This window comes from Aquiflexum sp., from assembly GCF_041749095.1.
Classification (GTDB): domain Bacteria; phylum Bacteroidota; class Bacteroidia; order Cytophagales; family Cyclobacteriaceae; genus Aquiflexum.
On the sequence record NZ_JBGTCA010000123.1, the window covers coordinates 13759 to 39413 of the forward strand.

Genomic DNA, 25655 nt, shown 5'->3' on the forward strand with positions numbered 1-25655 from the left:
AAAGTTACTCCACTACCAAAACCCAATCCTGACCCTTGCCACTTGAAGGTGTGCTAACTTTGTTTTTCCCTTTGATCAACGGAGATCCTGAATATGGGAAACTCACACCGGTCCTTGGGTCATACCAATTAGCTTTCAATGTTGGATTTTTCAATTTGGAGAAATCTACATCTACACTTTTACCAGTTGGGAAATAGATCAAGGCATAACCTCCTTCAACATCCCTTGTCCCTATCACAAAATGTTCATCATCTTCCTGTTTGGTAACCACCAATTCATAATCAGGAATTCTGTTAAAATATGATTTGGATAACATTAGGTTTTTGAGGTGTTTGACCTGATTGGCCATCGGCAGTTCTAAGGAGACCTGCCAAGGTTTCAGAGGCCCATTGATCGGTTTTCTATCAAGTGTATACATCTGCCACACGGCATGACAGCCATAAGTCTGTCCAGCTCCCCCGGTAAAAACATTCCAATACATGATCCTCCTGATATCCTCAGGATTGCTATAGCCTAGCTCTTTGGCATTGAAACAATTGGGATGCTCCTCATACAGGGGTTCACCATCAAGTGTGGGTTTTGTCGGATTCAATTCATAATCATGACTGATAATTCTGTATGTAGGTTGATTTGGACAATGGCCGGTTTGGTGCATGTTGAAGTCCAACCAGTCGGATTGATGAAACCATGTTGAAGATCCTCCCGGTCTATTGGGTTGGGGATGGAATGTCATCAGTATTGGATTATCCTTTTTGGAAGAGGATTTAATGCCTGCTGCCATTTGATTCCAAATGTTTGCATCATCTGAATCTTTCCTTGGGTTTCTATCTCCACCAATTACCCAGATCAGGTTCGTTCTATCCGCATACCTCGCCCCGATCCATTTTCCAAATTCAAATGCATTTTCTGCATCGAAAATTTCCGGTCCCACTCCCCAAGTATTCTTAAAAACTTTGTCACCCCAAGTAGGCAAAAGTGCGATATGGATTCCTTTTTCCTCCGCAATACTGATCACATCATCCACATACTTCCAATATTTTTCATTGAATTTCATGGGATCATTTGACTCAAAAGGCTTTTCACCATATTGATTGGGATCATTCAGACCATCTATTTCCGCCAAAGCCACTGCTTGAATCACATTAAATCCTTGAGATTTTCGAATGGAAAGGTAATATTCAGCCTCCTTGATATTGGTTCTATGAAAAAGCTCCCAAGCTGTATCCGCCATCCAAAAAAAAGGGCTGTCGTCAAACTGAGCCAAAAATCTTTGGTTTTCTGAGATTTTTATAGGTCCCTGAATTTGTCCAAGCAATATCCCGGGGACAATTAGTGTTAGGAGAAATATGAATATTCTTTTCATTGGAAGGAAAGAAAAAAGGCAGCCATTTGGCTGCCTTAAGTTATTAATGAACTGTTGGGACAGCTTCTGTTGATTTGCTGTTTTTTTGCCAAAAGTAGAATATCGTAAATAAAACTATTAGAATAATCGGGAAAATCAACATCTTCTCCAGAGTATCCTGACCGATGGCCAACTCTAAAGCGTCTCCCTGAAGTCCAGCCGCAACATTAACTTCTCTGGCACTATCAATCCACCTCCCTGTAATCGGATTAAAAATGGAATTGGCAAACATGCCCACCCCACCAATTACTGACATGCCTATTGCTCCACTTAATGGGACCCTTTGTGCAGTTGCACCTATCATCACAGGCCAAAAGTAACAGATTCCTATTCCAAATATAAAGGCCGCTAAATATGAAATGGGACCGGTAACGGTACTGAACATATAAATTCCGATTGCAGTAAGTATTGCCCCAAAGAGCAAAACTCCGGTCTGACCTAATCTTTCGACTACAGGACCTGCAAAGAACCTTCCAAGTGCCATCACACCAAATGTCAATGCCATTATCAACATAGGGTCTGCACCGCTGCTTCCCAGGATAAATACAACCCACTGATTGGGACCAAATTCCGAAATCGCTGTCAGTGACATGCAGATAAACAAAAATATAAATACGGGGCTAAACATAGCTTTAAAGTTATTTCTGAGCGAAGTAACACCTTCCACAATCGGTTTTGGAAAGGTTTTACCAAAAAACAATACTGCATAAATAACAGTCGGGATCATCAAGACCCACATCTGGGTCTGCCAGTTTGCCAAAAATCCTCCTGCATCTGTCATGAACTTGGAAATCAAAGCACCGAGAAGAATCCCTCCGGGGAACCACATATGGAATCTATTGAGCATTTTGTTCATTTTTACTCCGGAATACATATCCGCTATCATTGGGTTACAGGCTGCTTCTGTACAGCCATTTCCAAATCCAATAAAAAGTGTGGATATCAGTAAGGTGACATATCCTCCTGCATAAATGGTTAGAATGATACCCAAAGTATGGGCTACAAAAGCCACACGCATAATATTAGCAGGGCCAAAGGAGTGGTAAACCAATCCTCCCAGTATCATGGAAATGGGGAATCCCAAAAACCACATGGAATTAATAAATCCTAGTTGCTCGGCTGTAAGGCCAAACTCCTGACCAAGTTGGGGCAGTATTCCGGCCCTGATAGCAAAGGTGAATGCTGTGGTGATCAACGCAAAACAGCTCCCATTAAACAGGGCACTTTTATTCAAATTTTCGTTCATGTTGGTTGGGGTTTAAGAGGTTAATGTCGTTTATTTAAGGGTCGATTTTTAAAACATTCGGAAAATATAAAAAAAATATCAAGGATAGGCTTACCCTTTCATAAAAAAATTGTTACAATTAAATCCAATCCCAAATAATCTACCTCTAAATCAATGGAGTACAGGCATATTCCGGAAATTTACCTTGATCAACCCAAATCTTTACCTTTCAATATAAGGAAGCCTGATCAAAGAAATTAAGAAAAATTGCTTCAAAGTCCGTTATCTCGGTCTTAGGTACTACAAGGAGAGAAAATATACCTAACTGGCCTAAAAGCACATGACCATTTCAATCTATCACCATCAATGACCTGTAAATATTTTTAGGGACATTTTCGGAATTGTTTTTTATCGACATCTTTACGGAGTATGTTCCAGGCTGAATATAGCTTCCGTTGAAGTCCCCATACCAAATGCAATAGCTCTCTCCTTCGGTCAGGTTTTCTTTGGAACAAGAAAAAATCAGCTGTCCCCAATTGTTATAAATCCATATATCCAATCGGTCAACCAATGAATTGGTATACACCAAAAAAGGCTTTTCGACATTATTGACTTTCATTCCAGTAGTACTCTGAATCAATAGCTCACAGGCTTCATTTACCAGGAATTCAGTAGAAAATTGGCATCCCTCCGCACTTGTCACTGTCAGTGAATAATTGCCCGCTTCCATTGGGCTGAAAACAGGAACTTCAGAAACCAAATCTCCTTCCAAAAACCATTGATATGTTCTAAAATTACCTGGATCAATCTCAAAATTTTTACCGAGTTTCGTGCAAATCTCATAGACAGATTCGACTACTGGCCTGATTTCATCCATGCTTTTGATGACAATGACCATGTCACTTCCCAAAAGACAATTTATTTTATTGAAGACTTCCACCTCATAGGTTCCTTCCTCACTTACAGTAATCACATCCAAATTATCAAACATGTCTAAAAACAGCTTATTCCCATTTAAGCCAGTGAAATACCAATTGATTCTATGTACTTGATTCAAATCAGCTTCCAAAGTAATGGTTACATTTTCATCCCCAGGACAGTAAGGAGTAACTGCTAATCCTCCATCCAATTCAACAACGGGCTGAATTACTTCAAATAATTTGACGTTTGGTTGAGGACATACCTGACTCCCTTTAGGTCTGACTTCCAGAGAGTACTCACCATAGGACTGCGGCGTTAAAAATTCTTCCTGACCAACTAGATCCCCTAATTCATTGTACCAAAAAACATCTACTTCATCAATGTCCCCTTGCATATTCGCTTTATAGACCAATCTACCATCACAATCCTGTTCAAATAACTCAGCCTCAAAGTCTACCGGGTTACTTTTTTCAACGGTTATTGTTTTTGTGACAGGACAAAGTAAAACATCCGAAATCTGGGATGAAGATGTGATGGTATATATTCCATTTTGATCCAATAGAATAGTTTCTCCTTGTCCAAAAACAATCTCAGAGCCATCTGGCAGCACCACTCTATATTTTAGATACAACAAAGTTTCGGGATTTAATTCAAAAATATCACAGACAATAATTTCCTCAGGAATTTCAAATAAAGCCAAATCAGAAGTCTCTCCAACTGATATAAGCCCCCTGCCCAACTCACAGTCTATGTCATTAAAAACCACTGCTTCGTACACACCGGCAATGTCCATTTCAATCTGACGTTGGTTTTCAAACTCATCCAGCTTGGTTACAGTCCCATCGCTGTCAAGAAAGTACCATATAATCTTCCCAGTATTGGCGAAATTGGAGTTAAATTTAATTTTTGAACCACTTCCTGAACAAATTGGATCTGCCTCTAGTAAGACATCTACATTAACAATTGGTTCTATTACAATAAATGATTTTGGAGGATATGGACAGGACTGACTGTTTCTTGGCTGAACATCCAGCTTAAATTCACCGAATGATGTGGGGAATAGGACAGGATCTGTGCTTACAACTTCATTATTTTCATTGTACCATTTAATATCCACTTTTCCAAGGTCTGCACCAAAAAGGTTGGCGCGATATTCTTGGTTACCAAAACAGTCTCTGAACTCCAATTCGGGTTGGTAATTAATAGGAGTAGTCATATTGACAACAAAAGTTGCCTCCCTTGGACAAAAAGCCCTTTCCAAATCAGTATCAATAGCAATTAAAGTATAACTGCCTTCCCGATCGAGGACAAATCCTTCACCTGATCTTTTGACTTCAGTGGAATTATCAGGATATGTTAAAGTAAAGATCAGATCCTCATTGGTATCGGGAATAAAATCAAATGTCTCACAGACGGTAATCCTGTTCGGTGCTGTAAATGAGACCTGACCTTTGCTTTGGATGTTGATAGCTTCAGGATGTGGATTGGCACACCCTTCTTCATTAAATACTTCTATGAAATAATTGCCTGAAGGAACTGAAAACTGAAATTCATTTTCATTAATTGGTTCTCTAATAATATACGGAATGCCACTACCAGTATTATGAACAGAAAAACTCCTTCCTGTTTTATCTTCAAGCATCCTAATTTTTACAATTCCATCAATTTTACCTATATCATTACAGGATTCTCCTATTACCTCCTCTATCGAAAATTTAAGGACAGAGGGAGTGTTTTCCAGTGGAACTATGGCTGTTCTTCCAGAGGTACAGGTGCTAACAGCACCTGAGGCCCGGTAAATCCCTGATTTCAAACCCGGGATTCTTATTTCCACCCCTTGTTTTAAATCAAAATACCGTGTCATGTTTCTGTTGTCGTAACTCAATTGCACATAGTCCAAATCTACATTTGGCAATATGACTAATACCCCATCCTCACTATCACAACTTTCTGCTCCGCTTTCAAAATAAAACTGAAAACTTGGTGCAACGGTAACTGTCAAAGGAATAGAATCTTCCAGTTTACAAAACTGGTTATCGCTATCATCGACTTCAAAAATAACCTGATAGTCACCTGGGCCATCAAGATTATTTCTTCTAAAAACCAAAATATTTCCATTTCCCAAAAACCGCTTGTCAATAGATCCTTCTTTCTGATAATACCAATTCCCAAAAACACCCTGAGTAGCAGAAACGGTAATATCTGTTCCAGAATTGCATACTTGCGAAGAACTGATATCGATCGAAAAATCCTTAGGTAAATAAACATGCATACTGAATCTTTGCTGACAGGTTCCTTTCACTTCCTGGCTTAAAGTAAAAAAATTTACAGTGTATAAATCCGGCTTATCTACGGTAATGGTATTTCCGTATCCCACAATTCCCCCATTACTATCAGACCATTCAATTTGATAAGTATCAATATTACTTTCATTTGGATTGATCAATGTAAGAGTTGCTTTCCCGTCTTCACAAAGCAAATAGGAGGTTTCCAATACTATATCTGCACCTTGATTGATCTTTATTGATTTGGAACCCGAAAACACTTCATTAATACCTCTTCTTACTGTCAATTGTAGTTCAAAGTCTCCCGGTTCTGAAAATGTATGGCTAAATGTTTGAAACCCTCCCTCTCTTTCTACAACTAAAATACCGTCAGTACTAAGTAGTTTCCAATTAAAAACATCAGTACTTCTGCCACCACCAAAAAACTCACCAATAACACTTCCAAAATATATACACAGCTCATCAGGTCCTGAAATCAAAAATCCTTCATTAAAGTGGGCCGGAAGACTTATTTCCAATATGTTATTATCCCAATCTAATCCCGAAATAGAAAGAGAATTATTCCATCTACTTAAGAATAATAAGAAGAAGACTAATATGAAACTTGACCTTTTCATGCTGATTTGGAAAGAGAATACTTACGAGATTAGATTCCAAATCTACACTATTAAGACGATTGAAAAAAATATTTTTTAATGTAAAATACATTTTTTTTTATTTGAAAAACATAAAAATATATAAATACTTAATTTTTAACCTAAACCGTGTACGATTAACCTATTGCTGTTCAATAGAATATAGCAATTGATTTTCAAAAAAATTTTTACCTGACAAATCTCCAGATCCCTTTTGAATCTTCTCCTGCAAATTCATATCTCTCATCGGTGAAACCTTTGAGCAATTCAGGTTCATTGATTTTATTCTTTATAATATAATTTACCATCATTCCTCTGGCTTGTTTTGCAAAAAAGCCAATGACCTGATATTTGCCATTTCTGAATTCTTGAAAAACCGAAGTAATGATTGGACTTTTCAGCTTTTTTTCATCAACCGCTTTGAAATATTCATTTGAAGCTAAATTGATGATTGGCTGACCCAAAGCAACTTCATTGATAGCTTTTGCGATCCTTTTTCCCCAAAACTCATATAAATTTTTACCCCTTTTATTTTTAAGACTTATACCCATTTCAAGACGATATGGCTGCATAAGGTCAAGAGGTTTTAGCAAACCATAAAGTCCCGATAGGATTCTTAAATGCTTTTGCGCAAAATTGAATTCTTCCTCAGAAAATCCCTCGACATCTATATGGGTATAAACATCCCCATTAAAAACCAGCAAAGCCTGTTTAGAGTTTTTTGTATCAAAAATTTTCTGAAAATCACTATATCTTTTTTTGTTCAATTCAGCCAAATTATCACTGATATCCATGAGTTTTTTAAGATCTTCCACTGATTTCTTTTTCATAATGGAAACGAGTTCCATGGTCTCTTTTTGAAAATCGGGAAAAGTATAAGAATCAAAATTTGTTGTACTTAAATCCAAAGTTTTTGCAGGCGATATAAGCGTAATCATATTTTAAATTTTAATTGATCACCAATATTGACTTGGTGATTTTACCGGTTACATTTTGTTTTCTGCTTGTGTATTTCACTACTACCGGATACACACCCGTAGGTACAACTTGCCCGTAAACAATACCATCCCAAGAACATACACCAACCTCTCCATTGATATTCGATCTTTCACAATGGAAAATAAGCTCTCCCCATCGGTTGAAAATAAATACCTCCAGATCATCAATAAAATCATTGGTATAAATGATAAACTGTTTGTTTGGATTACTTGGAACCATTGCATCAGGGAAGATTACCCTTAACCTACAGTCTTCTACCACAGAGAAATTGATGACAAACTCACAACCAAGGTCATCGGAAACGGTCAGCTCGTACTCTCCCGGCAGAGTTGGAGTAAACGTGGGAGCAACAGACAGTTCATTGCCATTTAAAGTCCATGAATAGTTTTCAAATGCACCCGGGTCCAATTGTACAACCACATCCTCAACAGCACAAATTGTATAACTTGGAAGCAGTACAGGTGGTTCGACAAGAGACTGGGTAATCTGAACTTGCTCCCTTGCAAGCTCACATCCGTAAACACTCGTAAGCACTACCTGATATATTCCATCTTCAAAAACTGTAACCGATTCCGAACCTTCAAAATCAGGCAAGAAAATTCGGTTATTTCCCTCCACTCTATACCAATCTATTTCGGTTACCAATGAGAAATCTGCCTCTGTAGTAATGACTGTAAAAGCATCCTCGGCACAGAATGGTAAAGCTTCCATAGCCACATCCACATTGTCAATAAACTCTTCAACTTCAAATTCAACAATTCTAGTCGGACACAGTCCTCCACTTCTTGGCTGGACTTCAATAGAGTACAAGCCGGGACCGGGAGGAAAAAACCGCTGTTCTCTTCCTATAATTTGTCCCGAATCATCTCTCCAAAAGAAATTGGCATCGTTAGAATTAAAACCGAATAATACCACACTGTAAGAAACACCCAAATCACAATCCACCTCAGGATCAGTCAAAGAAAAATCAATGGGATCAGAAATTTCTACTTGTACCAAAACAATCTCACTTGGACAAAGAATCCCATCAGGATCAAATGCCTGAAAGGTGTAAATTCCGGTAAACTCCAGAATAAATGTTCCGTCCTGTTCCTGTGGAATTGTATTGCCGTTTGGACCGATTACTGTGAAATCAAGATTATCAGGTCCTTCGGGAGTATAAATAAATCTACCACAGGCACTTAAATCTGTTGGTACCGAAAACGTCACCCTTTCTGCAATTTCAATGACATAGGATTCGGTATCCGTGACTGCACATCCCTGCTCATCTTCCAGTACCAATAAGTAAGTTCCTCCTTCCAATGGGATACTCACAGAAGTGATATTGTTAAATGTACCGGAGAATTGCTGCCCGTCTTCTTCCCTTATCAATCTATAAGACCCTGATTGTGGTCCCTCGGTAAATGTGATGGTCAGTTCCCCATTGTTGACTCCGGTATCTGAACAGGTTTCAGGCGACAGGTCAACCTCATATTCGGAAATACCTAGAGGTGGATTTAAATTCTGGATTACTACAGGAAGAATAAATTCACAACCAAAATCACTGGTAGCCCTGACAGAATAAATTCCGGGTTCAAGATCTGTGAATACCGCTAAAACATCGCCTGCGAAAACATTCATAAAGGACTGGCCCGTTTCTATAATGGAAACAAGGTCAGCATCACTTAGCATTGTAATTTCAAAACTACCGTTGGAAGCGAGGCAGTCATCTGCATCAGTCAAAATGACAGCTTCCATGGCAGGAAGTGGCCATACCAGCAGCTCCAGCATTTTTTCCACGAGACAACCTTCCAAAATTGGGTCTTCGGTCACAAAAATAATATCATAAATTCCTGGAGAAGGTAATGAACTTGGGATCAATTGAAGCTCATAAAACTCCCCTAATGGCACCCTGTTCATTGAACCCTGAACCTGATAAAACCAATCACCTGAAATCGGGGTATCAGGAGAAAAAACAACCAAAGATTCATCATAACAAACTTCCCCGGCGGATTGGGTAAGTTCAAATTCAAATGCCGGACCCACAAATACAGAAGCACTCGCAGGGCAGGGATTGAAGAAATCCTCAGGAACATCTGCCGGCCTTCTATAAGAAACAGTGACGGTGAAGACACTTTCCTCATTGACAAAAATCGTATTAGAATCTTCATCCCCGAATAGCTGACCTGCAGCATTTCTCCATTCAAAATCATACAACCCTTCTGCAGGATCATATCCATCAATAGCTGTCAGACTTATCGGATTGCCTAAGCAAAGGGTTTCTGCCTGTGGCAAGGTCAATTCGGGTGGCGCTACTACTAAAACTTCCAAAAAAGCTTCATAATAATTCGGATCACCACAACGGTCCACTCTAAGAGTCACCCTATAATTACCCGGTCTTGTAAATGTGTGCTCAAGATCCTGAAAATCCTCTCCTGGACCACCAAAATTGGAAAGATCAGAAGTGCCATCTTCATGGGTAATCGTCCAAAAATAGCTATCGATATCAGGTTCTCCCCCTCCTTCAAACAATGCTTCAGCACTGTTCGTGTCTAGACATAGTCTGTCAGGTCCCGCAAGTGCGGGATCAGGAATACTGCTTCCTGACTGTTGTACAAATGAAGGAAGACCGAGATTTGTTGTTCCTAAAAGTGTGGATGTTCCGTTTTCGGTATAGGTACTATTATTACAATCCTGACCTGTATTAATAGACCCCAAGACATTTTGTCCAGGCCGGGCAACATAAATCTGCCCATCCGGTCCAATTTGCAAAGCTCCAAAAGGCCCTGATGAAGTCAATACATTTCTTACTGTGGAATTCAAAATACAAGCTTCTCTGGCAGCCCTGTTGCCGGCATTCTCAATACATGTTGCACATGCCAAAGCATCATCATCATCGCTATCAGGTGCTTTGATCAGGAACTCTTCTACCTTACCTCCACCACCTCTATAAGATACATATACCCTGCTTCCATCATTGGAAAATTCAAGACCATAAATTTCTTCACCATTACAACCCAAATCCAGAAGAGCATATTCTGTCATCCTTCCGGTATTTTGGTCGAAGTCAAAAATTTCCAGTCTGCTACAGCTACCGTCCTGTATTGTAACTGCCACCTGATTTCCGTCAGGACTGAATTTCATTGTACCAACACCTGTATTGAATCCATGATTGGAACCCACCGAGGAAAAAACAGGACTTCCAATACCAAAGGTTGATACTGGATACGCTCTGAAGGTATTGTTACCCAACTCATGAAATAATACCCAGGTAGTATCTCCTGAAGCCAAAGCAGCAGAATGCTCAGTACTTGGACTAAAAAGAAAATTATCTTTGGAAACTACATTCCCAACTCCTGTCGGGTTTTCAACTTTAATATCCACCACGGAGAATTTGACTTCATTGGTACCGTCAGAAGCCTGTTGGGTAGTAAAAAGATAGAAGATAGTCTCGTCCTGAGGGACAGGAACTGCTATGACACTTTGGGCTGACTGGTTACTTCCTCCGATATCATCCCCATTTTCCATCAGATTACCATTGAGATCCCAAACAGACTCTCCATCGGTAAAGAATAACACCTGCCCGGTTTCATCGGATATGGTGGTTGTACCAGCGGGGATATTCTGGTTGTGGCCAACCGGTCTTGGGGTAGGTCCGTTCGGATCATTTGGATCAGGATTGAAATCCAATCCTGCACCATCGCCAAAATACCAAACATTATTACTCTGATCATCCAAATCCCATATCCTGACCCTGATACTGCCATAAGCATAACATTCGGAGCCCGGCTCCCTTACCAATACCCAGTAAAGACCGGGAAGCTCTACACAATTGTCCTTATTTGGTCGCCATTCCCTGATATTGGACCAGAAGTATTCATAATTTCCGGATTGTCCGCCCTGACCTGGTTGTCCGCCCTGACCTGGTTGTCCTACTTGACCTGGTTGTCCTCCTTGACCATCCCCTTGTTGGACTTCCAGTAAAGAACCAATATCTACACAAGGCCCCTCACAGACTGTAGTATCCTGTGCGCTGAACTGTACCTGAAGGTCATTGGGTATTAATTCAATTACTTTATTGACAGTCAAAGTTGACCCATCCGCAAATGTAACTGTTAAAGTCACATCAATACTTTCCTCACCTGTAGCCTCTTCGGGAATAAGAAGATGTTCTTGGGTAAAATCCATATCAATAGGGTCCCCATCCTCATCAACCAATGGCGGTGTAAACGTCCATTCAAAACTGACAGGTCTAAAGTTAGCGGGAGTAATCTCGCTGGTCAATTGGATTGGGTTATTACCACAAGGCTGCTCGGGAGTCCATGTAAAATCAACTGTTGGATTGATATCCTGGTTGGGAGCAAATTGGGGGAAAATCCTGCCGCAAAAATCTATGCCATCAAATGGATCCTCCTCCAATTCAAGCTCATCCAAATCATCTTCATCCGGATTCTCTACCCTTCCGATTAATTGTGGCCCACCATCGACTTCCTCATATATATAATAGAGTTTTCCATCAGGACCTACTTTGACATCATAGATTTTAAACACATCATTCTCGAGAGGAATGGTCTCAGGATCCGCCCCCAGATCATCAGACGGCACCCTGAACAATTGATCTCCTCTTGAAAAATAGATGTAATCACCATCAGGCGAAAATGAAGCTCCTACAATTAAATCAATCCCACCTGATTGCGAAATTTCAGACAAAGTCCCAAACGTGCCTGTTGAAGCATCAAAATCTACAACTATAATATCTTGACCCGGATTTTCAGGAATCAGAAGTATTTTTTGTAAAGACTCATCGAAAATCATTGCTTTTGGAGTAAAAGCAAGACCTGTAATAGAAGTCTGAATAAATTCCCCTTCAGTATCTCCCAACCTTCTGGAGACCAAGTTACCTCCTTCAAAACTTATCAGATAAGTGGGTGATTGTGGTGTTTTCACTACCAGTATCGCCCCTTCAGCATTACTTATGGTAATATCCTTGGTGATCATTTCTCCTAAAGGCGGTTCGTTGCCCATGGCCTGACCGGGGGCATTCATATCTACTACTGAATATTGCAACTGACCTGAAGGGCTGATATAAAAAACATAGTAAAGCCTATCACCCTCAGGATCATAATCCAACACTCCAATGGCCAATTCCTGCCTCCCGTCAATATTTCCATCTATTCCCGGTGCCATTCCTTCGAGTGGCTGATTGTTGGCATCATAGACAAGCACACCATTGGTATAGAAAATAATGTTGCCGGAAATAGGATCAATGGCAACTGCGTTATTATTTTGTCCGACGATAGTACCCTGCGGAAGATTCCTGACAATGGGGTCGCCGCCTTTACCAAATGACAAATAATTGATTTCACCTGTTGGGCACTCTCCAAATATCCATTCGTTGTTGTTGAATCCCTGTGAAAAAGAGTTGCTTGAATACAGGAAAAAGCTTAGTAAAAACACTAACCTAAAAAATAAAATAAAACTTATGGAATTTATAAGGCTTTTCATAATTTACACGTTGCTAACTAAACAACAATTCCTTCAATACGTTTAGAAGCTGGGTTTTAACACTAACATAACGAATAACTACTTGCAAAGGTCTTATTTACTTCGTCTTTTTTTAATTCCCTTGATTCTGATCATTGGAACTGGTTTTTTGTCGGCCCAGGATCCGCAGTATAGCCAATATTATGCCGCACCTTTATATCTGAATCCTGCGTTTACCGGCTCTGAACTGATGCCTCGGATTGGGGCAAATTACCGAAATCAGTGGCCGGGATTGGATGCGCAGTTTACAACATTTTCCGCATATTTTGATACTTATCTGGATGACTATAACAGTGGTGTTGGATTTTTGGTCATGAATGATGTGGAAGGAGGTGCCAAACTTCACTCCTTTACGGCAGCAGCATTATACTCCTATGAATTGCGGGTTGGAGAAAATGCCTACTTCAGACCGGGTTTTCAAGCTGCCTACATCAGAAGAGATATAGGATACTATGACAACCTTATTTTTGCAAATCAAATAGATCAAAGTGATCCCTTTGGCCCTCTTTTACCTAGCACTGATCTTCTCGGTGCTGGGGAACCGGTTAATTTATTGTCACTTTCCTTCGGGGGATTATTTTTTACAAACAATTTCTGGTTGGGTGTTTCTGCCCATCATGTAAACGAACCCAACCAATCATTTATTGATGGGGTAAGCAGACTTCCCACGAAATTTTCGGTTCATACCGGCTTTAGAATTGCATTGGGTACAGGTGGATATAGAAGAGACTTTACTCATCTCAGAAAAGAAAGATACTTATTGCCTACCATAAATTACAAAAGACAGGGACCTTTTGAACAATTGGACGTCGGAGCTTATTTACATATGGAGCCTCTGAACTTGGGGTTATGGTATCGGGGACTTCCTTATAAACCTGTCGAACAACAAAGTAACAGGGATGCAATTGTATTTATGGTCGGATTCAACCTTCCTACAGGTATGAGCTTGGGTTATAGTTTCGATTATACCGTTTCACAATTGGGCATACAGTCAGGAGGAGCTCATGAGGTAAGTGTCGCTTTCCTTTTGGCAGACAGAAACCAATCAAAAACCAGAAAAAGAGATACATTGCTCCCTTGTCCTAAATTTTAAAAGCAATGGAGCCGATTTGGATTAAATACCTGATTTTAGGTATTCTTGGTTTTGGTTTCTTTTTCGAAAAAACAATCAGCTACCTCAATATCAAAAGACCTGTACCTGCCATTCCAAAATCATTGGAAGAATATATCAGCAGCCAAAAATTAAATGAATCCAAATCCTATCAATGGGCCAATTTTAGATTTGGATTTCTGACAAGTACAGTTGCGTTTTTAGTTACTTTTGCCTTTATCTATTTTGGTTTTTTTGGCTGGCTGGACATTTTGCTCAGAGAAGTAGTTTCACAACCCATTCTACTTTCTATCCTATATTTCGGAATAGTTTTTATTGGTTCAGACCTAGCCTCCATTCCTTTTGATTACTACCATACTTTTGTAATCGAAGAAAAATTCGGGTTCAACAAATCCACAACAAAAACCTATTTCTCGGATAAATTGAAAGCTTATGCCCTTTCAATTATAGTCGGTGGTGGATTGCTTGGCGTATTGCTTTGGCTTATCCATCAAATGGGAAAAGATTTTTGGTGGCAATTTTGGCTGATTTCGGCAGGTTTTATGATTATCGTCAACTTATTTTATACCGCATGGATCTTGCCCTTATTCAATAAACTGACACCTTTGGAAGATGGGGAGCTCAAACACATGATTGTCAACTACGCCAAGAAAGTCAATTTCCCTTTGAATAATATATTGGTAATGGACGGCAGCAAACGTTCTTCTAAAGCCAATGCATTTTTTTCCGGGTTTGGAAAAAGAAAAAAAGTAGTCTTGTATGACACATTGATCGAGCAGCATACTCCTGATGAATTGGTCGCAGTACTTGCCCATGAAATCGGGCACTATAAAAAAAGACATATTGTCTGGGGAATGTTGGCATCTGTACTACAGGTGGGTGCATTGCTTTTTATTTTGGCTCAATTCATTCACAGTGAAAACATGAGTCTTGCATTGGGAGGTACTCAAATGGCCATCCATTTGAATATTATCGGCTTTACCATTCTTTTTTCTCCCATTTCATCCATTTTGGGTATTGGCATGAATATGTTGAGCCGGAAAAATGAGTTTGAAGCGGATGCATTTGCTAAGGAAACTTATGATGGAAAACCTCTTGCGGAAGCACTGAAAACACTTTCTGTGAACACCCTCAGCAACATCAACCCACATCCACTTTACGTTTTTGTCAATTACAGCCATCCTCCTTTGCTCCAAAGACTTGAAAGATTGGAGGCATAATATACATAACCTATTTAGCAAAAAATGCTGTATTATTTTATATTGGATTAAATGCTCTCTTCCAAGAGTTTTTAGCCGGTCGAAAAGTTCTAGATAGCCAGATTTTTTTATCTAACTGTGATTTTTATATAATTTTTGATAATTCATATAACGTAATGACTTTTAGGTTAAGGTAAATTTGAGTATCAATTATTCATAAACCAAACCCATGAAAACATGAGTCAACAGAAAAATGAAAATCGCAATCCTCAGAATCAGGATAAAAAGGGAAACCAAGATGTTTCTTCCAAATCAGGGAATTCTGACCAAGACAAGAATAAAAAAGACCAGAAATCAGGTGGCGACAAACAGCGTCAGCAAGGTGCCAAGGCCCAAAAAAAATGAAAGTAGTAAAATAAAAGCATTCTGAAAATCCAGATAGGCATTATGTCAGTTGGTTCAGATAAATATTAAGTCGATTTGATTACCCAACCCTCCTTAAATAAAGAAGGGTTGTTTTTTTATGTCTTAATCGGGCAAATGGCCACTTTAGTCCATCAGGAAGGCATCAAAATAGTTTGTAATTAACCCTATCAGTGAATTTCATATAAATATTCAAATATCATGTAATGCAATGATTTTTTGGTAATCGTAAATTTGAATATCAATTATTTATAAACTAAACCCATGAAAACATGAATCAGCAGAAAAATGAAAATCGTAATTCTGACCAAGACAGGAATAGACAAGACCAGAAATCAGGCGGCGATCAACAGCGTCAGCAAGATCAACAGCGTCAGCAAGACCAACAAGGTCAGCAAGATCCACAACGTCAGCAAGACCAGCAACGTCAGCAAGACCAACAGCGTCAGCAAGACCAACAGCGTCAAAAAAGCGATCGATAAAATACCTGCGCGATAACATGTCAGATGGTTCCGCTAAATACAATATCGATCTGATTACCCAACCCTCCTCTCACTAAAGGAGGGTTGTTTTTTTATGCTTCTTTTGCCGAAAAACCCAACTCTTTCCTTAAACATAGCCTGCCTCTTGGGATATGGATTTCAAGGGATCGGTCAATTGGGCATAGAAGCCTGACAGGCATGCTTCGTTAGGGGCTAGCAGCCCTATTTTAATATCATCAGTGAATTTCATATAAATTAGGAAACTTCATGTAATGCAATGATTTTTTGGTTAACGTAACTTTGATTATCAATTATTTATATATATAAATCCAAGAAAACATGAACCAACAAGAAAATGAAAACCGCAATTTCCAAGATGAGGATAGGGGAAATCAGAAGACCAATGAAGAAAGCGGAAGGAATGACCTGAATCCAAATAACAGTGACGAAAGAGAAACTGAGCGGGAATTTGATCTGGATGGGGATAAAGAGAGAAACCTTGATATCACCTCTCATTCTCAGTCTCAAGATACTAACAGAGACTACGAGAACACAGAAAGAGAACTACCTCCTCATGAGGATCCGAATGTAAATGCGGATAAAGAAAGCCGTGAAGAAAAATTTGGGACAATGAGAAACCAACCCAATGTTAGGTCACTTGGTTCAGAAATATAGAAAGTCGATTTGATTACCTAACCTTTTTTAAAAAAAATCCGGATGAGAATCCGGATTTTTTCTTATCTCATATTCTGACATTTTCACAAATTCCCCTTATTCAATTCCTCCACAGCATGGTTGGCCGCCCTGGCTGTAAAAGCCATAAACATCAGCGTGGGGTTTTGGGTACTGGTGCTCGTAAAGCTCGCACCATCCGTCACGAAGACATTTTTGCAACTGTGCAACTGGTTCCATTTATTCAATAGTGAGGTTTCAGGATCTTTGCCCATACGTACTCCGCCCATTTCATGGATATCTGATCCCGGAGGTGCCTTGCTATCTTCAACTTTGATATTGGTAAATCCAGCTTTTTCGTACATGGCTGTTTGCTGTTCCAGAAAATCCGCCGTCATCTTATCATCATTATCCGTCCATTCCACTGAAAGTATAATCTTTGGGATTCCGTATTTATCCACTTGATCGATACTAAGGCGGATATGATTGCTTTCGATGGGAATGGTTTCTCCCTGCATCCAAGCCGCCAAATGCCAGTTTCCATATTTTTGGTTCAATAGATTATCCCTCAATTCATGACCTATCATGCCGGTATCCGAACCCAATCCCCTACCGCCGGCCATCCCAATAGAATAGCCTCTCAGGAAATCCGTATCTTGTCTGAAAACATTTCTGAATCTCGGAACATAAGCATGTCCTGCATGGCGACCTGCTGTTGCTTTATCAAAAAACCCTTCAAAAGTGGCGTTCCCTTTGCCCCTATAATTATGGCAAGCCAGAAACTTACCCATCAGACCATTGTCATTACCGATGCCATTGGGAAAACGGGAAGATTTTGAATGCAACAAAATCGCATTGGAGGCAATAGTGGAGGCATTGACAAAAATAATTTTGGCATAAAACTCCATGGAATCCCTGCTCTCCCTATCAATTATCCTCACACCAATGGCCCGACCTTTGGACTCATCATAAATGATGGATTCCACAACCGCATCCGGTCTGATGGTCAGATTTCCTGTCTTTTCAGCCCAAGGAAGTGTGGATGCATTTGATGAGAAATAGCCACCATATACACAGCCCCTATTACACATGCCCTGATTTTGACATTTGTACCTGCCTTGCTTTTGATGGATTTCCTGTGGGTCTGTAAGATGGGCACACCTGCCCTGTATGAGGTGCCGATCTACAAAGTTCTCCCTCAACTGTTCTTTGTAATAGTTCTCTATGCAGCTCAGTTCAAATCCCGGCTGCACAATGGAATCAGGCAATTCAGGCAAACCATCCCTGCTTCCTGCTATTCCCGCAAAAGTTTCCACATAATCCAACCAAGGTTCTAAGTCTTTGTACCGTACAGGCCAATCCACAGCAAAACCATCCCTATCTGGCCCTTCAAAATCATAATCTGACCACCGCTGGGTTGCCCTTGCCCAAAGTAGGGATTTCCCACCTACATGGTATCCACGGAACCACCTGAAAGGTTTTTCCTCAATAATTGGCTGTTCATCTTCGGCCATTGCCCAATGCAGGGTCTCTTCCCTTACCCATTTCGATGCACCTAATCCAGACCTCTGCTCGATTGGGACTGCACCTCTGAATTTAAACTCCCATGGAGCCTTGGAAGCAGTTGGATAATCCTCTACATGGCGGACCATTCTTCCTCTTTCCAAAACCAAAGTCTTTAAGCCTTTTTCGCAAAGCTCCTTGGCAGCCCAGCCACCGCTTGCGCCCGAACCGATAACAATGGCATCATAGGTGCGTTTTTCTTTTGAATCCTGTAACATGATTTTTTTTTGTTAGGCTTGAGATGTTACTTCCACACATCCTTTGTAGAAACCGGGGGCAACTTGATATCCCCTATAATCCACCATTACTTCTTTGACGGTGGTGAATCCTGTGATGGTTTGGGATTTCATCAGGTCAAAAAACTTCTTTTCATCTTCATTGTCGGACTCAGCCAATGATAAAAGTAATTTCTCTCTTTCTTCCTGTGGTGCTTTATCGAATGATTTACCCAATTCTTTTTTGGTTTTTTCAGATAATAATGCCAACTGGGATTTGATCATATCCTGAGTCTCTTTTTCGTAGCAATGCTCAAATACCTTCATTAAATATTTATCAGTACCGGTACTCAAGGCCCCAATTGGCCGTGCTGAAAGCGTTGGTACTATAGGTGGAAGGCCAGCCGGTATAATAGTATCTACGATGGCTGAGATCATCTCTACTTCCCTTAAGGTAAAAAAACCTTTGTGGGACAATTGATCTACCAGTTGCCATTTCCAATCCACGAGAACCAGACCGGCAATTCCAGCGGCTGTACCTCCGAGGATTTTAAGTGATTTTCTTCTGTCCATTAGGTTATTAGGGGGTTTTCAGGCCCTTAATATAGGGCATTAATCAGGGAAATTTATTTTATACCAGTCCAAAATCTATCAATGGAAAATGAGTGGGATTGACGGGGAATATGTCAAATGGATAATAAGGATTAGTGAAGTTGAAACAGTTTCAAAATTGATTGACCACATAATGGGCCTGAAAAGTCTTAAAATAATTAATGATTATTTGAGATGTATTTAAAACACAAAACCCAAGCCTTAGGCTCGGGTTTTGTGTTTTAAATTTCTAAAGAATTATAACCTCTTGATCCTGATATTCCTGAACCAAACCTCATCCCCATGGTCTTGAAGGGCGATTTTCCCCTTTTTGTATTTCCCAAAGCCGGGCATATCTTTGAATTTGGAATTGGCGACCATCTCTTCCCATTCCGGAGTCCACAAAGTGGTAGAGACCACCATCACACCGTTCAAATGCAATTCAAGATTTCCGTCCCTGGCGATGATTTCAGCTAAGTTCCACTCACCGACCGGTTTGACTGTTTCCTCACTGGATTCGATCAGGTCATAGAGGTCACCGGCACGATGGGTTGTGATTTTTGCATCAGGATGGCCATCATTGTCCAAAACCTGCATTTCAAGCCCTGTCATATATGATTGTGGATATTCTCCATTATCACTTACAAAAAAAATAATGCCCGAATTACCGTTTTTGGCGATTTTCCATTCCACTTGCAAGTGATAATTATCAAATTCCTCATCAGTTACAATGTCTCCCCCATCTCCTTCGTTCCAATCAGCTTTGTTTTTGGCATCCAGGTAAATGGCCCCCTCCTGGACTTTCCAAGCATTCCCTACATCACCACCTCCGTATTTGGACCAACCTTCAAATGTCTGCCCATCAAAAAGGCTTTCCCAATCGCTTTCCTCCACAACTGTTTCAGTAGTTTCTTCAACTTGCTTTTCTCCTTCTCCACAGGCTAAAGCGGAAAAAGCCATTGCCAAAAATATATATGCAGGTTTACAGTTTTTCATTATTTCAGAATCAGGACATATTTAACAATAGTTTCTACATCTTCTTTACTTAAATGAGGATGTGCAGGCATTGGCACTTCACCCCACACACCCACATTACCTTTGATTACATGTGAGGTGAGCATTTCGACGTTCTCGGCATTGTTTTCATACTTGGCTGCCACATCCGCATAGGATGGCCCTACAATTTTTCTCTGAATCATGTGACAAGCAGTACAGCCTGCTTCCTTGGCTTTGGCTGAACCTGTTACAAAAACAGGATCGTCCTTATATTTCTCTTCCAAGCTAACAGGGGCTGCTGCGGGAGGGGGAGTTGATGTACTGGTTTCGGTGGAAGAACTTGAACCTCCGCCACCACAAGAGTAAGTCAAAGCTGAAATGGCAACTAAGCCAATGGTTAATGTTCGAATAATTTTCATAATTGTTATAAAGGTTGTTGTTAATTTAAATTCCTAATATTTTCTTATTGAATGCCTCATCTGCCCCTCTGCCTGCAAAATCATCAAAGGCTTTCTCTGTAACCCTGATGATGTGATCTGCAATAAATGGAGCACCTTCAATGGCACCCTGTTCAGGATGCTTGATGGCACATTCCCATTCCAAAACTGCCCAACCGTCAAAATCATATTGGGAAAGTTTGCTAAAGATACTACTAAAATCTACTTGTCCATCTCCCAAAGAACGGAATCTTCCGGCACGTTCTACCCAGCCTTGGTAACCACCATATACTCCCTGTTTACCGGTTGGATTGAATTCCGCATCTTTTACATGGAACATTTTGATCCTATCATGATAAAAATCGATAAATTGAAGATAATCCAGACATTGCAACACGAAATGACTTGGATCATACAGGATATTTGCCCGCTTGTGGTTATTCACTTTTTCCAAAAACATCTCGAAGGTAATCCCGTCATGGAGGTCTTCTCCTGGATGCAATTCATAGCAGACATCAACACCATGCTCATCGAAAGTATCCAAAATTGGTATCCATCTTTTAGCCAATTCAGTAAAACCGGTATCGACCAAACCAGCTGGACGCTGAGGCCAAGGATATACCGTATGCCACATCAAGGCACCTGAAAACGTTGCATGGGCATTCAAACCAAGATTGGCTGAGGCCTTGGCTGCAAATTTTAATTGCTGTGTAGCCCATTCCGCTTTTCCTTTAAGATTTCCGGCAAGATTGGAAGGAGCAAAACCATCAAATAACTCATTGTAAGCCGGATGAACTGCCACCAATTGGCCTTGGAGATGGGTGGACAGTTCAGTGATTTCCATTCCTGCATCATTCACAATGCCTTTGATCTCATCAGCATAGGTCTTACTTTCAGCTGCCTTTTGAAGGTCTATCATCCTGCCGTCCCAAGACGGGATCTGTACGCCTTTGTAGCCCACATTGGACATCCATTCACAAATACTTTTCAAATTATTGAAAGGCGCTACATCATCAGCAAACTGCGCCAGAAATATCGCCGGTCCTTTTATATTTTTCATAGGTTTATATTTTAGATTGAAAGATTTTATAATTGAAAGATTAAGAGGTTTTTAAGCTGAAATCTTGTTAGGATCAGGTAAATTCAAGATTCATGATCCTGAGTTCAATCCTATAAATAGGCCATGGATTCGATGTTTTGGGATTGGGAAATTAATCTTCCGACTTCCCAACATTTTTAGCTCTCACCTACTCCTTTTCCCTTCTGATTTAACCTCTAACTTATTATAAAGTGCATAGAAATTTGTAATTCCCTTTTCTTGTGTCTTGTCTCTCCGATATTCGGGGCAGGCTTTGCTTCTCTGTTTCTTGGTTCTCGCCTCTCGGTTCTCGCTTCTCAATATTCAACCTCAAAAGGTGTCCATTTATTATCTGAAGCAGAGCTCTTCAGGACATTTTCGATAAAAGCCATTCCTCTGATGCCGTCTTCTGCTCCAGGGAAATCCCACCATTCCGCTTTGGGCTCCATGCCGTTTCTAAGGGCATAGATACATCGGGCAAAATTTCGGTAGATATTGGCAAATGCCTCAATATATCCTTCTGGATGTCCAGCGGGTGTCCTGGTATTTTCATTGGCCAAAGATCCAAGGTAACCTGTTCCTGCCCTGTAGATTTCATCCGGCTTTTCAGGCCATCTCAGTCTCAGTGTATTGTTATCTTCCTGCTGCCATTCCAGTCCGGCTTTTTCACCAAAAACCCGGATTTTGAGATTGTTTTCACAACCTGCGTCAATCTGGGAAGCAGTCAGAATTCCAGATGCATTATTCTCAAATCTCATCAAAACTGCACCATCATCATCAATCGGCCTTCCCTCAACCTTGATATCCAGATCGGCACAGATTTTCGCCACTTTGATCCCGGAAACATACTCCGCCAAGTTAAATGCATGCGTTCCAATATCACCAAAGCAGCCTGCTTTGCCATTTCTCGCCGGGTCGGTTCTCCACTCAGCCTGCTTGTTTTCATGTTCCAATAATTTAAACAGCCAGCCTTGTGGATATTCAACATAAACTTTCCTAACTTCCCCAATCACCCCATCTGCAATCATCTGCTTCATTTGTTTGATCATGGGGTAACCTGTGTAGGTATGGGTCAAGCAAAATAGTTTATCACTCTTTTTGATGATCTTATACAATTCCTTGGCCTCTTCATAATTCAGGGTCAGGGGTTTGTCCAAAACCACATGAAATCCACTTTCCAAAGCTTTCTTAGTTGGGTCAAAATGAACATTGTTTGGGGTGACTATACTGATGATATCAATTCTTTCTGATTCGGGAAGAGCAAGTTCTTTAGCGATCATCTCATCATAAGAGCTGTAAACCCTGGATGGATCAAGCATCAAATCTTCACCGGCCTGTTTTGATTTTTCCGGATTGCTGCTAAAAGCCCCAGCTGTCAGTTCAATCAGACCGTCCATTAGGGCGGCATTGCGGTGGATAGCACCTATAAAAGCCCCTGGGCCTCCTCCGACCATTCCCATTTTCAGTTTTTTCTGAGTTGCCATTGGTTTTTAGATATATTGGTTTTAAAGTTTATTATTTTGACTTAATTTTCCCGAAAGATAATTTATCATCCTTATTCCCATAAAAACGAAATGAAATAAATGATCAATTGCAGTAAGATGTTATGAATGGTTAAGAACTCAATTTCATATTACCTTATTTGTACATCCAATCCACAAAAATTAAAATTAAGCGAAAAAGCCTGAATTTTAAACATAAAATCAAATAGTTTGTCACTTCAGTCTTTGAAAAAAGCCTGCAATAAACCAAAATCAAATTCCTATGCTCCCTGGAATAAAAGTCCGGCTTTCTTTCATGATGTTTCTTGAATTTTTTGTATGGGGCTCTTGGTATGTAACCATGGGAACCTTTTTAGGGGCCAATCTCGGCGCAACCGGAACTCAAATTGGCGCAGCCTTTTCGACCCAATCTTTTGGTGCCATCATTGCACCATTTATTATAGGGCTGATAGCAGATCGGTATTTTAATGCCGAGAAGATTCTTGGAATCCTTCATTTAACCGGGGCTGCACTATTATATTTTTGTTATAGTTCCGATTCATTCGTAAGCTTCTACCCATTTATTTTTATGTACATGGTATTGTATATGCCCACACTGGCCTTGGTCAATTCCATTTCATTCAGGCAAATGAAAGACAATGCCAAAGAGTTTGCTCCGATCAGGGTCTGGGGCACTATTGGATGGATTGCCGCAGGCCTGTCTATCAGTTACCTTTTTTATTGGGATTCGGTGGAAAGCATGAAAGATGGCCTTTTGAAAAACACTTTTTTGATGGCGTCAATTGCCTCACTCGCTTTAGGTATATTTAGTTTTACACTACCTAAAACTCCGCCAAGGGCTGATAAAAGTGAGAAAGTAAAGGTTTCCGATCTATTGGGACTTGATGCAATCAGGTTATTGAAAGACCGAAACTTTGCAGTTTTCTTTATAGCGTCTATATTAATTTGTATTCCATTAGCGTTTTATTATCAAAATGCTAATCCCTTCCTGGCAGAAATCGGGGTGACTGACCCCACAGGCAAAATGACGATCGGACAGATTTCCGAGGCCTTCTTCCTTTTGTTGCTTCCTTTTTTCTTCAAAAGATTCGGCTTCAAAACAACCTTGCTCGTGGGTATGGTAGCCTGGGTGGTAAGATATGCACTGTTTGCAATAGGAGATGCAGGTGGGGGATTATGGTTGTTGATCGTTGGAATAGCACTTCACGGCATATGTTATGATTTCTTTTTCGTATCAGGGCAGATTTACACAGATTCCAAAGCAGGAATAAAATTCCAATCTGCTGCTCAGGGACTTATCACACTGGCTACCTATGGAATAGGTATGTTGATCGGTTTTAGCATTGCAGGATTTGTTACTGATTTATATTTACAATCCGATGGTACTCATGATTGGAAGTCAATCTGGATGATTCCCTCGGGTATTGCTATATTAGTGGTTCTATTCTTTCTGATTCTCTTCAAGGATGAACTAAAAAACATAAAACCTATAACCAAAACAATTAAAACATGACTCAACTTAGTCGAAGAAATAGCTTGAAAAAAATCCTCTTAGGTACGGCTGCTGCAGGAAGTTTCCCACTTTTGGGAAATTGTACCCAAGAATCTAAATCGCAACTGAAAGGTAACGTCAACCATGCTGTCTGCCATTGGCCTTTTAACCCTATGACCCTTGAAGAATTATGTATTGGGATCAAAAAGATAGGATTTAATGCCATAGACCTCGTCGGTCCAAACAACTGGAAAACCCTAAAGGAATATGAAGTAGAATGCTCAATGTGCAATGGTGCTGACATGGGGATTGAAAAAGGGTTCAATGACAAACAATACCACGCACAATTGATTAAAGGATATACAGAGGTAATTCCTTTGGTTGGCAAAGCAGGATATAAAAACCTGATCGCATTCAGCGGAAACAGGAATGGTATGGATGATGAAACAGGCATGAAAAACGCCGCTGAGGGATTAAAAAAAATCATGCCCCTAGCAGAGAAAAACGGAGTCACTGTCATCATGGAACTTCTCAACAGCAGGGTGAACCATCCTGACTATATGTGCGACAAAAGCGCCTGGGGAGTAGAACTCTGCAAAATGGTCGGTTCACCAAATTTCAAATTGCTATATGATATCTATCATATGCAAATCATGGAAGGTGACCTGATAAGAACAATAAAAAGAGATCACCAATATTTCGGACACTACCATACAGCAGGAAATCCGGGAAGAAATGAAATAGATGAAACCCAGGAAATATATTATCCTGCTGTCGTCAGGGCAGTATTAGACACCGGATACAAAGGCTATTTCTGTCAGGAGTTTATTCCCAAAGCAGAAGACAAAATGGCTTCTTTGGAGCAGGCGATCAGAATTTGTGACTTATAAAAATTAATGAATTG

At 40.2% G+C, this 25655-nt stretch carries 19 protein-coding genes; 7 read left to right on the top strand and 12 right to left on the bottom strand.

Annotation, left to right across the window (positions count from 1 at the left end):
- Positions 1-4 precede the first annotated feature (4 nt).
- The 5 genes from ACEW8O_RS06635 to ACEW8O_RS06655 form a co-directional block, all read right to left on the bottom strand.
- Entirely contained in the window at positions 5-1363 is a 1359-nt protein-coding gene (locus ACEW8O_RS06635) for a glycoside hydrolase family 140 protein (protein WP_373493839.1), read from the bottom strand.
- A gap of 43 nt (positions 1364-1406) precedes the next feature.
- Positions 1407-2648: a sugar MFS transporter gene (locus ACEW8O_RS06640; RefSeq protein ID WP_373493840.1), complete on the bottom strand. Its 1242-nt coding sequence runs from the start codon at positions 2646-2648 to the stop codon at positions 1407-1409.
- Between the two features lie 328 nt (positions 2649-2976).
- Positions 2977-6450, bottom strand: coding sequence for a hypothetical protein (locus ACEW8O_RS06645; RefSeq protein WP_373493841.1), 3474 nt, complete (start codon positions 6448-6450; stop codon positions 2977-2979).
- A 206-nt stretch (positions 6451-6656) separates the two neighbouring features.
- On the bottom strand, positions 6657-7406 hold the full coding sequence (yaaA, locus tag ACEW8O_RS06650) for a peroxide stress protein YaaA (protein ID WP_373493842.1): 750 nt from the start codon (positions 7404-7406) through the stop codon (positions 6657-6659).
- Between the two features lie 10 nt (positions 7407-7416).
- Positions 7417-12951: a gliding motility-associated C-terminal domain-containing protein gene (locus ACEW8O_RS06655; RefSeq protein WP_373493843.1), complete on the bottom strand. Its 5535-nt coding sequence runs from the start codon at positions 12949-12951 to the stop codon at positions 7417-7419.
- An 82-nt stretch (positions 12952-13033) separates the two neighbouring features.
- On the opposite strand from ACEW8O_RS06655, the gene ACEW8O_RS06660 reads away from it, so the two are divergent.
- The 4 genes from ACEW8O_RS06660 (at position 13034) to ACEW8O_RS06675 (ending at position 16221) form a co-directional block, all read left to right on the top strand.
- On the top strand, positions 13034-14083 hold the full coding sequence (locus ACEW8O_RS06660; protein ID WP_373493844.1) for a type IX secretion system membrane protein PorP/SprF: 1050 nt from the start codon (positions 13034-13036) through the stop codon (positions 14081-14083).
- A 5-nt stretch (positions 14084-14088) separates the two neighbouring features.
- Positions 14089-15321: a M48 family metallopeptidase gene (locus ACEW8O_RS06665; protein WP_373493845.1), complete on the top strand. Its 1233-nt coding sequence runs from the start codon at positions 14089-14091 to the stop codon at positions 15319-15321.
- A gap of 216 nt (positions 15322-15537) precedes the next feature.
- Complete coding sequence (locus tag ACEW8O_RS06670) at positions 15538-15705, top strand: hypothetical protein (RefSeq protein ID WP_373493846.1); 168 nt, start codon at positions 15538-15540, stop codon at positions 15703-15705.
- Between the two features lie 306 nt (positions 15706-16011).
- Entirely contained in the window at positions 16012-16221 is a 210-nt protein-coding gene (locus ACEW8O_RS06675) for a hypothetical protein (RefSeq protein ID WP_373493847.1), read from the top strand.
- A gap of 111 nt (positions 16222-16332) precedes the next feature.
- On the opposite strand, the gene ACEW8O_RS06680 is transcribed toward ACEW8O_RS06675, so the two are convergent.
- On the bottom strand, positions 16333-16455 hold the full coding sequence (locus ACEW8O_RS06680) for a hypothetical protein (protein WP_373493848.1): 123 nt from the start codon (positions 16453-16455) through the stop codon (positions 16333-16335).
- Positions 16456-16544: 89 nt separating this feature from the next.
- On the opposite strand from ACEW8O_RS06680, the gene ACEW8O_RS06685 reads away from it, so the two are divergent.
- Positions 16545-16880 (top strand): hypothetical protein, encoded by a 336-nt coding sequence (locus ACEW8O_RS06685; protein WP_373493849.1) that lies wholly within the window; start codon positions 16545-16547, stop codon positions 16878-16880.
- An 83-nt stretch (positions 16881-16963) separates the two neighbouring features.
- Here the strand turns inward: ACEW8O_RS06685 and ACEW8O_RS06690 are convergent, their stop codons facing one another.
- The 6 genes from ACEW8O_RS06690 to ACEW8O_RS06715 form a co-directional block, all read right to left on the bottom strand.
- Positions 16964-18658 (bottom strand): GMC oxidoreductase, encoded by a 1695-nt coding sequence (locus ACEW8O_RS06690; protein WP_373493850.1) that lies wholly within the window; start codon positions 18656-18658, stop codon positions 16964-16966.
- 12 nt (positions 18659-18670) lie between these two features.
- On the bottom strand, positions 18671-19228 hold the full coding sequence (locus tag ACEW8O_RS06695; protein ID WP_373493851.1) for a gluconate 2-dehydrogenase subunit 3 family protein: 558 nt from the start codon (positions 19226-19228) through the stop codon (positions 18671-18673).
- A 276-nt stretch (positions 19229-19504) separates the two neighbouring features.
- The gene (locus ACEW8O_RS06700; protein ID WP_373493852.1) at positions 19505-20242 is read right to left on the bottom strand and encodes a DUF1080 domain-containing protein; all 738 of its coding nucleotides are present in this window, start codon (positions 20240-20242) and stop codon (positions 19505-19507) included.
- Positions 20242-20661, bottom strand: a complete 420-nt coding sequence (locus ACEW8O_RS06705; protein ID WP_373493853.1) for a c-type cytochrome — start codon at positions 20659-20661, stop codon at positions 20242-20244. Before ACEW8O_RS06705 ends, ACEW8O_RS06700 begins: the two co-directional genes overlap by 1 nt.
- Positions 20662-20686: 25 nt before the next feature.
- A complete protein-coding gene (locus ACEW8O_RS06710; RefSeq protein ID WP_373493854.1) occupies positions 20687-21739 on the bottom strand; it encodes a sugar phosphate isomerase/epimerase family protein in 1053 nt (350 codons plus the stop codon).
- A 335-nt stretch (positions 21740-22074) separates the two neighbouring features.
- Complete coding sequence (locus ACEW8O_RS06715) at positions 22075-23241, bottom strand: Gfo/Idh/MocA family protein (protein ID WP_373493855.1); 1167 nt, start codon at positions 23239-23241, stop codon at positions 22075-22077.
- A 280-nt stretch (positions 23242-23521) separates the two neighbouring features.
- On the opposite strand from ACEW8O_RS06715, the gene ACEW8O_RS06720 reads away from it, so the two are divergent.
- Together ACEW8O_RS06720 and ACEW8O_RS06725 are read left to right on the top strand one after the other, a co-directional pair.
- Positions 23522-24772 (top strand): nucleoside permease, encoded by a 1251-nt coding sequence (locus ACEW8O_RS06720; RefSeq protein ID WP_373493856.1) that lies wholly within the window; start codon positions 23522-23524, stop codon positions 24770-24772.
- The gene (locus tag ACEW8O_RS06725) at positions 24769-25641 is read left to right on the top strand and encodes a hydroxypyruvate isomerase family protein (RefSeq protein ID WP_373493857.1); all 873 of its coding nucleotides are present in this window, start codon (positions 24769-24771) and stop codon (positions 25639-25641) included. The genes ACEW8O_RS06720 and ACEW8O_RS06725 overlap by 4 nt, the downstream gene beginning before the upstream one ends.
- The last annotated feature ends 14 nt before the right edge of the window (positions 25642-25655 follow it).